The organism is Peribacillus sp. P4_C12 (genome assembly GCF_056402095.1).
In genome coordinates this window covers 1-1,595 of sequence record NZ_JBFUIB010000701.1, presented here as the reverse complement: position 1 = coordinate 1,595, position 1,595 = coordinate 1, and the positions used below count along the sequence as shown (strand labels likewise).

At 34.5% G+C, this 1,595-nt stretch carries 2 protein-coding genes; both read left to right on the top strand.

Annotated features, from left to right (window positions below; translation table 11 throughout):
* A partial coding sequence (locus AC1DUW_RS28170) for a DsbA family oxidoreductase (protein WP_477644096.1) occupies positions 1-573 on the top strand: 573 nt, incomplete at its 5' end.
* Between the two features lie 73 nt (positions 574-646).
* Positions 647-1,249: a nitroreductase family protein gene (locus AC1DUW_RS28165; RefSeq protein WP_056523889.1), complete on the top strand. Its 603-nt coding sequence runs from the start codon at positions 647-649 to the stop codon at positions 1,247-1,249.
* Positions 1,250-1,595: the final 346 nt, after the last annotated feature.

Here is a 1,595-nt window from a genome sequence, read left to right as displayed (position 1 = left end):
GTAAAGGAAAAAGATGTAGAAGTAGAATGGATGCCATTTGAATTGCGTCCGAGTCCATATTCCAAAATTGATCCATGGCAAGAGCCTGAAAAATTGAATTCATGGGATTCTTATATTCTTCCTACTGCGAAAAAGCTCGGAGTCGATATGCGTTTACCACGTGTTTCTCCACATCCATATACACATTTGGCTTTTGAAGGGTGTCAGTTTGCAAAGGAGCATGGAAAAGGGAATGAGTTCCACAGCAGAGTGTTTACGGCATTTTTTCAAGAGGAACAAAATATTGAAGATATTGAAGTATTAACAAAATTAGCAGGTGAAGTTGAACTGCCTGAGGATGCTTTTAGAGAAGCGTTAGTGTCACGTAAGTATCGCGAAGTACATCAAGAAGCTCTAAAACATGCTTACGAAGAAGCTAACATTATGGCTGTTCCAACGTTTATTATTGGTGATGAAGCTATTCAAGGACTAGCTAGCAAAGAAAGGTTAGCACAAGCCATTGAGAACGAAGCAGAAAAAAATAAACAAAATGAATTTGATGGCTTGCAATGTGATATGAAGGGAAATTGCTAATAACAGTTTAAACTATTAGAAAAAATCTATGAATATATAATTATAAAATTAAACATAATTTGGAGGAATCAAAATGTCAGTAACTAAAACAAATTTAAAAGACGCAATCATCAATCGTCGTTCCATTCGAAAGGTGAAAAAGAACGAAAATATTACGAAAGAAAGAATCAATGAAGTATTAAAAACCGCAATACATGCACCATCTTCATTTAATATGCAAAGTGGACGTATAGTGGTAGTGATGAATGACGAGCATGAAAAGTTTTGGGATATCGTAAAAGAAACACTTCGTTCTCGTGTTCCAGAAGAGAACTTTGGAGCGACTGTAGAACGATTACAAGGATTTCGTGATGGAGTAGGTACAATTCTATTCTTTGAAAACCAAGAAACAATAGAGCAAATGCAAGATAAAGCACCATCATATAAAGAACAATTTCCATATTGGTCCCATCAAGGAAGTGCAATGTTGCAGTATGCAATATGGATGTCTTTATCAGCAGAAGGTATTGGGGCATCTTTACAACACTATAATCCAATTATTGATGAAGAAGTAAAGAAAACTTGGGATATTCCAGGGAAATGGAGTTTAGTAGCCCAAATGCCATTTGGTGAGCCGAATGAACAACCGGGAGAAAAAACCTTCTTACCTTTCGAAGATGTTGTGAAATTTTATTAATACAAGCAAGTATTTGAAAGAAAAAAACATGTCAAATTTACAATTTGAAGTCTATACAGAATCTACGTCAGTATATCAAGCAGATTTTGGTACATGTTTAGGAACTTCAAAATAAGAAAATAGTGAAATTTAATCAATATGGGGATAGTCATTTTGTTCAAAAGGCTATTACAGTCTAAAAAGATCAAGTTTCTTAATGTAACATTCCAACCATTAAATAAAAAGAGCCTGTTTTGAACTGCACCCCAATTGTTAGACAACATCTAATAATTGGAGGTGCAGTTTTTTTGACTAAATATACGATAGACGAAAAATCACATGCAGTTTTAGAGTACTTAGAAGGGAA